The sequence below is a fragment of the Streptomyces rimosus subsp. rimosus genome, assembly GCF_000720725.1.
Taxonomy (GTDB): Bacteria; Actinomycetota; Actinomycetes; order Streptomycetales; family Streptomycetaceae; genus Streptomyces; species Streptomyces rimosus_A.
Genome location: NZ_JOCQ01000025.1, coordinates 94,559 through 102,414 on the forward strand (window position 1 = coordinate 94,559; position 7,856 = coordinate 102,414).

Genomic DNA, 7,856 nt, shown 5'->3' on the forward strand with positions numbered 1-7,856 from the left:
CCGATCCCACCTGCTTCTTCGCCTGCCTCGTCGTCCCGGGCCGTCCGCTCCGTCCCACGCCAGGACTAACGCGTGGAGCGCCGCCCCGATCGCCTGAATCTCCTGGATCGGTGTTGACGCCCGGACTTCACCCGCAGCCCCGCCCCGCCCGCTGACACGCCCGGCGCCGGTCGCCGCGATTCTGACTGCCGGTGATCGTTCGTGACCGTTCGGTCAGATCATCGTGAGTGCGTAACCCAAGTGCCGCGGCGCTCGTTGTGCGGAATGCAGACTCCCTGCGGTGCACGCCATGCCCGCGCCCTCTCACTCGATCGGGTGGACGCGAGCCTGTCGTGCAACCTTCCGGCCAGTCTGGATAGTCAAGCCCAGTCCGGGGAGTCGAGCGGGATGACGAGAGGAGGTGCCGCCCGTGATCGCGAACGTATCGGTGCACCGGCGGGCCAACGCCTTCGCCCAAGCCCTGGAGGAGCAGGTCCTCCCGGGCGAGGCGGCCGAGGACGAGGCCGGCACACCGGCGCAAGCGTGCGGGGAAGCAAGGCTGTTGGCGGTCGCCGACACCCTCGGCGAACTCCCCAGGCCCGAGTTGGACCCCGAGGTCAAGACCGTCCACCGGGCCCAGCTCATCGCGGCCATGGAGGCGGCCTTCGCCGAGGACGACGGCCGGGTGCCCCAGCCGCGCGGCACCCGCGGCGCGCACCGCGCCGCCAAATCCCTGGGCCGGCTGCGCCCGCGCTCCCGGCTGTCCAAGGGGCTCGCGGCGGGCGGCCTGACGGTGGGCGTCGCAGCGGGCGCCTTCAGCGGCGTCGCCGCCGCCAGTACCGACGCCCTCCCGGGTGACACCCTCTACGGCCTCAAGCGCGGCATGGAGGACCTGAAGCTGGACATGGCGGACGACGAGTCCGAGCGCGGCCGCCTCTTCCTCGACCAGGCCTCCACCCGCATGTTCGAGGCCCACCGCCTCCTGGAGCGCGACCGCATCGGCGAACTCGACCACGAGGCCCTGGCCGAGGTCCGCAAGGCCCTCTCGGGCGTCACCCAGGACGCCGGCGAGGGCCACCGCCTGCTTCACGAGGCATACGAGCGCGACGGCTCCCTCGGCCCTATCCAGACGCTCAACTCCTTCACCAGGTCGCACCGCGACAGCTGGAGTCGGCTGCGCGATCGCCTCCCGGCCCAGCTGATGGACGTGCGCGACGAGGTCAGCTCGGTCTTCGACGCCATAGACGAAGAGGTCGGACCGCTGCGCTCGCTGCTGCCCAAGCATCCGGGCGGCGAGAGCCACCGCGAGAGCGCCCCCGAGGCCCCCGCGCGGGGCGACGCCTCCCAGGGCCGTACGGACCGCCCGTCCCCGTCCGGGGAGAGCGCCTCCTCGTCCGGTCGGGCCGACGGCTCCCAGGCGCCACGGCACCGGCCGTCCTCCTCCCCGTCCCGCAAGGACGACGGACTGCTCGGCGGCAGCACGGGCGGCCTGCTCGACCCGCCCGCCGACACCGGCACCCCCGCCCCGGACGGCAAGGGCGCCGGCAAGGAGACGCCGCACGAGCCCGACGTCACGATCCCGCCGCTGCTCCCCGGCCTGCTGCCGGACATCGGCCTGGACGGCAAGAACCCGCTGGGCTGACCCGCCCGCGACGCCCCGGAGCCGGACGCACGGCTCCGGGGCGTCGCGCGTCGCACGGGCGGTCCCCGGGCCGTGGACCTTGGGAAGAACCCTCTAGAAGAACACCGACCGCCGCTGCACCAGCAGCTTGTAGAGCGTGTGCTGGATCGTTTCGCGCACCTGGTCCGTCAGGTTGAACATCAGCATCGGGTCGTCCGCGGCCTCCGCCGGGTAGCCGTCCGTCGGGATCGGCTCCCCGAACTGGATCGTCCACTTCGTCGGCAGCGGCACCAGCCCCAGCGGCCCGAACCACGGAAAGGTGGGGGTCAGCGGGAAGTACGGGAAGCCCAGCACCCGTGCCAGCGTCTTGGCGTCGCCGATCTTCGGGTAGATCTCCTCGGCGCCCACGATCGAGCACGGCACGATCGGCACCCCGGCCCGCAGCGCGGTGGACACGAACCCGCCGCGCCCGAACCGCTGGAGCTTGTAGCGGTCCGCAAACGGCTTGCCGATGCCCTTGAAGCCCTCCGGCATCACCCCGACGACCTCGCCGCGCTCCAGCAGCCGCTGCGCGTCCTCCGCGCAGGCGAGCGTGTGCCCGGCCTTGCGCGCCAGCTCGTTGATCACCGGCAGGACGAAGACCAGGTCGGCCGCGAGCAGCCGCAGGTGCCGGCCGGCCGGGTGGTGGTCGTGCACCGCGACCTGGAGCATCAGCCCGTCCAGCGGCAGCGTCCCGGAGTGGTTGGCGACGATCAGCGCGCCGCCGTCGGCCGGGATGTTCTCGATCCCCTTCACCTCGACCCGGAAGTACTTCTCGTACAGCGGCCGCAGCACCGACATCAGGACCTGGTCGGTGAGCTCCTCGTCGTACCCGAAGTCGTCGACCTCGTACTCGCCGGTGAGCCGTCGGCGCAGGAAGCGCAGGCCCCCGGCGATGCGCTGCTCCAGGGACGCCCCCGCCGCCCCGGACGGCTGCTCCGGCGCTTCCTGCCGCCGCGGTTCCGGTACGGGCGCCAGCGCCGTACGGCGGCCTCCGCGGCCCGGCCGCTTGACCTTTCTGCGCGACCGGGGCTCCTCGCCGAAGGGAATGACCTTGGCGTCCGCCATCGTGGGTGAACTCCTCACAGGGTCGGGCCGCTGCGTGCGGGCAGCACGGCGGCGAGCCGGTCGACGGTACGGGCGAGGACCTCGGGCGGCAGCAGCCCGGGCCCGCGGCTGCGGGCGAATTCCGCGAAGGTCTCCGCCGTCGTGTATTTCGGGTGAAACCCCAGTGTCTCGCGCATCTGGGTCGTCTGGACGACCCGGCCGTGGGTGAGCATCCGGATCTGCTCCGGCGAGAAGTCGGAGATGCCGAGGGAGCGCAGCGCGGTGCCGGCCCAGGTGACGGTCGGCAGGAACAGCGGCAGCGTGGGGCGGCCCAGCCGCCGGGAGCACTGGGAGAGCAGCAGCGCGCCGTCCCCCGCGATGTTGAAGGTGCCGCTGTTGAGCGTGCCGCGGCGGGGCTTGCCGGAGGCCATGCACAGCGCCTCGATGGCGTCGTCCTCGTGGACGAACTGCAGTCGCGGGTCGTATCCGAGGACGGTGGGGAGCACCGGCAGCGAGAAGTACTCGGCGAGCGGCGAGTCGGCGCACGCCCCGAGGACGTTGGCGAAGCGCAGCACGCACACCGCGACGTCCGGGCGGCGCCGGGCGAAGCCGCGTACATAGCCCTCGACCTCGACGGCGTCCTTGGCGAAGCCGCCGCTGGGCAGCGACTTCGGCGGCGTGGTCTCGGTGAAGACGGCCGGGTCGCGGGGCGCGGAGCCGTACACACTGCTGCTGGACTTCACCACCAGCCGCTTGACGTGCGGTGCCTTCTGGCAGGCACCGAGCAGCTGCATGGTGCCGATGACATTGGTCTCCTTGACCGTCGCCCGGCTGCCGCGGCCGCCCCGCCCGCCGAGCGGCGTGCCGTTGATGTCCATGTGAACCACAGTGTCCACATTGGTCTCGGCCAGCACTCTGGCAATGGCCGGATGCCTGATGTCGGCCTTGAGGAAATCCGCCCCGCCCAAATGGTGCTCGGGCGCTACGGCGTCCACTCCGATCACCCGGTCGACGTCGGGGTCGCGCTGAATGCGTCGTACGAACCGGCCCCCCAGCTGCCGTGCGACTCCGGTGACGAGCACGACCTTTCCCAAGATCAGCCCTTCCTTCCCGCCCTTTGTCCCTCGCGTGAGCCGAGCTGTGACGCCACGCTATCGGGTCGTTGTTGCGCTGTGATGACCGCGGGTTGCCGCTGGCTACATTTCAAGCCTTGGCCCGAGCTTTGCCCTTCCCGTCGGCCGGTTTTCCGCCCCGGCCGGGCCCTTGCGCCCGCACGCGTCGCGCTTTATCCGGACGGGCGCGCCGCGCCCCTGAGGACGTCCCGTCGGGCGGCCCGTAATGCCGTACGGCTATCCGTACGGCGGCCGGCAAACCGGGCCCCGCCGCACACGCCGCGGGGATTTCACCGGCCGCCCGCCGCCGCGCCCCACCGAGTGCACCGCAAAGCCGCCCCCGAAACGCACCGCAGCCCCCCACCGCGTGGTGCGGTGAGAGGCTGCGATATCGCGATCAGCGGCGCTTACTTCTTGTTGCGACGCTGAACACGGGTGCGCTTGAGCAGCTTGCGGTGCTTCTTCTTGGCCATCCGCTTGCGCCGCTTCTTGATAACAGAGCCCACGACTACCCTCGCTCACTTCGTATCACTCGGTGCGGGGCGTCCGAGCCCACACTACCTACATCGGGCCAGCCTACCCGGCGTCGAGCCTACGGCGTAATCCGAGGGTCCTCTTGAGCCCCTCAGGCCGATTCCACCCCCACGTAGGACTCACGGAGGTAGTCGTGGACCGCTTGCTCCGGGACCCGGAACGACCTCCCCACTCGGATCGCGGGCAGATGACCGCTGTGCACCAAGCGGTACACGGTCATCTTCGACACTCGCATCACCGTGGCGACTTCCGCCACGGTCAGGAACACGACCTCATTCAGAGGCCTTTGGTCTGCAGCCATGACACACCTGAACCTTCCGCACATGACGGGCACCGGCTTCCCCTCCGGTGACTCCCCGTCGCTGTGCGCTCACTCCCCAGGTTAGGGGCGGGTGATGCGAGTGGGGAAGAGGAGCAGCGATCGGCCGCCTACTGTGACAGACACGCTCGATTGAGTACATAGCGAGTAAGCGGTCGGTAGTAATCAGACCGCACAGCGTCATCAAGCGGAACTACGGCGGACACCCGCCCCTCCGCCTGTCCGACGAACAGCGCGGGATCGTCCGTATCCGCCAGTCCGATGGCCTCAAAGCCCAGCTGACCTGCTCCGCAGACCCATCCGTGGTCACCGATCACCAGCTCGGGAAGCGGCCCGCCGGCGTCTGCGGCGGCGTCGAGGGCGGTACGAACCGGGAGGGGGGAGTGGGTGTGCACGCCCGGCTCACCGGGTCCGCGCCGCACGCCCGGTTCGCGCATCAGCGCGACTCCCCGTACGTAGTCAAGGTTGTACGTGCGTACCCCGAATCGGGTCGCTATGTCGACACAGCGGCCATACGCCGGGGTGAGAACGGTGCATCCCGCCGCCGACAGGGCGTCTGCCAACCCGCCGTAGAAGCCCAGCAGCCGGTGCGGGTGGCCCGTTCCGATCAGTACCGCAGCGTGCCGGGCGGCCGCCGCGCCGAGCCGGTCCGCGAAGGCATCCAGTCCCGCGAGCGTACAGTCCGGATCGATCGAATCGAGGCCGGAAGTATGCCTGGGATCGGCCGAAACTCCACACTGCTCAGCCATCACTCGAAGCACTTCACTCACGGACCAGTCATCCGCGGGCTCCAGACCGATCAGCGCGCGCGGATCGCCGGCCGCGAAGAGGCGGTAGCGCGTCAGGCTCTTCTCCCGGGATGTCGCGATCGTCCCCGCGAGCCGCACCCTGACCACATACGCCTTCAGCGCGTCGGCATCCGCCGCCGCGTCCGCGTCCGTACCGGATTCCCACACAGGTGCCCATGCTGGCGCCCCGGCTCCCGTCCCATGCCCGAACCGCCCAGTAGTCACACTTCCGGGCGCATCGTCCCGAAGTGACGCCCCGTGGGGTCCATCCGCCTTTATGGCGGCAGGCCGTGCGCGGGAGTCGAATCTCGCCCGGGCACCCCGTTCGTCCGAGGGTCCCGATCACCTGGGCGGGGGCTGTTCTCCCGGGGGCCCGTTCTCCCGGGGCCCCGTTCGCTCCTAAGGCAGCAGCCCGTGCGCGGGGAACACCGCGCGCCGCGTCGCCAGTACCGCCTGGTCCAAGCGGTCGGCCGGGTCGTACCCCTCACCGTGGAAGTCGCGCCAGCCGGCGCCGCGCCCGTCCGTCATCCGCGGCGGCGCCCCCTGCCGGGTACGCCGGTAGACCTCGTGCCGCCACTCCTCCGGCACCGGGGCCGTGGGCTCGATCGGCCGTCCCGCCGCGATCGCCACCAGGTGCGTCCAACTGCGCGGTACGACGTCCACCACCGCGTAACCGCCGCCGCCCAGCGCGACCCAGCGCCCCCCGGCGGTCTCGTGCGCCAGGTCGTGGCAGGCGGCCGCCACCGCACGCTGTGCGTCCAGGCTGACCGCCAGGTGGGCGAGCGGGTCCTCGAAGTGGGTGTCCGCGCCGTGCTGCGTCACCAGGACGTCGGGCCGGAACGCGGTCAGCAGCTCCGGCACCACCGCGTGGAAGGCGCGCAGCCAGCCCTCGTCGCCGGTGCCGGCGGGCAGCGCCACGTTCACCGCGCTGCCCTCGGCCGCCGTGCCGCCGGTCTCCTCGGGCCAACCGGTCTGCGGGAACAGCGTCCTGGGGTGTTCGTGCAGCGAGATCGTCAGGACCCGCGGGTCGTCCCAGAAGGCCGCCTGGACGCCGTCCCCGTGGTGCACGTCCACGTCCACGTACGCGACGCGCTCGGCCCCGAGCTCCAGCAGGCGCGCGACGGCGAGCGCCGCGTCGTTGTAGATGCAGAAGCCCGCGGCGCCGCCCGGCATCGCGTGGTGCAGGCCGCCCGCGAAGTTCACCGCGTGCAGGGCCTCGCCCCGCCACACCGCCTCCGCAGCGCCCACCGACTGCCCAGCGATCAGCGCCGATGCCTCGTGCATCCCGGCGAACGCCGGATCGTCCTCAGTACCGATGCCGTACGCCGGGTCGGCGGCCTTCGGGTCGGCCGAAGCCTGCCGTACGGCGTCGATGTAGTCCTCGCGGTGCACGAGCCGCAGCGTGGAGATCCCGGCGGCCCTGGCGGCCACCACCCGTACCGCGTCGGGCCCCCGGTCGAGTCCGTACGCCTCCACCAACCGCATGGTCAGCGCGAGCCGGACCGGGTCCATCGGGTGCCCGGGCCCGAAGTCGTAGCCCGTTACTGCCTCGTCCCACATCAGCTGTGCACGGCCGCTCATGCCCGTCACCGTATCGGTAGGGCCGAACGGGCAATCAGGGTGTGCAACAGGGGGTGCGGTCGGCCAGGATCAGGTGAGCAGGTCCGGCAGGTCCTCCATGCGGGCGAACAGGGCGGTCACCTCGCCCGCCGCGGTCAGTTTGGCGGCCGGCGTCATCGCGGTGAAGCCGTATACGTCCATACCGGCGGCGATGGCGGCCCGGACGCCGAGCGGGCTGTCCTCGATCACCGCGCAGCGCTCCGGCGCCACTCCCATCTCGCGTGCCGCGTGGAGGAAGAGGTCCGGGGCCGGCTTGCCCTTGCCGACGTCCTGCGAGCTGAAGATCCGTTCGTCGTCGAACCACTGGCCGAGCCCGGTTCTGCGGTGTCCGACCCGGATTCGCTCGTGGCTGCCGGAAGAGGCCACGCAGTACGGGGTCCCGTCGGCCGCCAGCTTCCCCAGCACCTCGGGTACGCCGGCGACCGGCTCCAGCTCCCGCTCGAACGCCGCGAAGACGCGCGCGTGCAGCGTGGTCTCGAAGTCCTCGGGCAGGGATCGCCCGGTCCGTTCTTTGATCAGGTCGTACACCCGGTGCACCGCGGCGCCCATGTAGTCGTGGATCGATTCCTCGTATGTGGTCGGGTGGCCGAGTTCGGTGAGGTAAGCGGCGAGGATCGTATTGGAGATCGGCTCGCTGTCGACGAGAACGCCGTCGTTGTCAAAGATGATCAGGTCATAGCGCATGGCACCGACCCTAAAACGCGGAAAAGCCCCGCACCATACGGTGCGGGGCTTCCCACAAAAATTGTTCGGCGGCGTCCTACTCTCCCACAGGGTCCCCCCTGCAGTACCATCGG

General features: G+C 71.0%; 8 protein-coding genes. 1 reads left to right on the top strand and 7 read right to left on the bottom strand.

Annotated elements, in window-relative coordinates; all coding sequences use genetic code 11:
• Positions 1–409 precede the first annotated feature (409 nt).
• Entirely contained in the window at positions 410–1,621 is a 1,212-nt protein-coding gene (locus IH45_RS0115740) for a DUF5667 domain-containing protein (RefSeq protein WP_030667496.1), read from the top strand.
• 93 nt (positions 1,622–1,714) lie between these two features.
• Here the strand turns inward: IH45_RS0115740 and IH45_RS0115745 are convergent, their stop codons facing one another.
• The 7 genes from IH45_RS0115745 to IH45_RS0115775 form a co-directional block, all read right to left on the bottom strand.
• Complete coding sequence (locus IH45_RS0115745) at positions 1,715–2,707, bottom strand: lysophospholipid acyltransferase family protein (protein WP_030667498.1); 993 nt, start codon at positions 2,705–2,707, stop codon at positions 1,715–1,717.
• Positions 2,708–2,721: 14 nt separating this feature from the next.
• On the bottom strand, positions 2,722–3,780 hold the full coding sequence (locus IH45_RS0115750; protein ID WP_030667501.1) for an NAD-dependent epimerase/dehydratase family protein: 1,059 nt from the start codon (positions 3,778–3,780) through the stop codon (positions 2,722–2,724).
• 425 nt (positions 3,781–4,205) lie between these two features.
• Positions 4,206–4,304, bottom strand: a complete 99-nt coding sequence (locus IH45_RS1000000146525; protein WP_003948845.1) for a 30S ribosomal protein bS22 — start codon at positions 4,302–4,304, stop codon at positions 4,206–4,208.
• A gap of 119 nt (positions 4,305–4,423) precedes the next feature.
• Complete coding sequence (locus IH45_RS0115760) at positions 4,424–4,633, bottom strand: helix-turn-helix domain-containing protein (protein WP_014144137.1); 210 nt, start codon at positions 4,631–4,633, stop codon at positions 4,424–4,426.
• A gap of 128 nt (positions 4,634–4,761) precedes the next feature.
• The gene (locus IH45_RS0115765; protein ID WP_030667504.1) at positions 4,762–5,559 is read right to left on the bottom strand and encodes a phosphatase; all 798 of its coding nucleotides are present in this window, start codon (positions 5,557–5,559) and stop codon (positions 4,762–4,764) included.
• 279 nt (positions 5,560–5,838) lie between these two features.
• On the bottom strand, positions 5,839–7,020 hold the full coding sequence (locus IH45_RS0115770; protein ID WP_030667506.1) for an acetoin utilization protein AcuC: 1,182 nt from the start codon (positions 7,018–7,020) through the stop codon (positions 5,839–5,841).
• Between the two features lie 69 nt (positions 7,021–7,089).
• Positions 7,090–7,743, bottom strand: a complete 654-nt coding sequence (locus IH45_RS0115775) for an HAD family hydrolase (protein ID WP_030667508.1) — start codon at positions 7,741–7,743, stop codon at positions 7,090–7,092.
• Between the last annotated feature and the right edge of the window lie 113 nt (positions 7,744–7,856).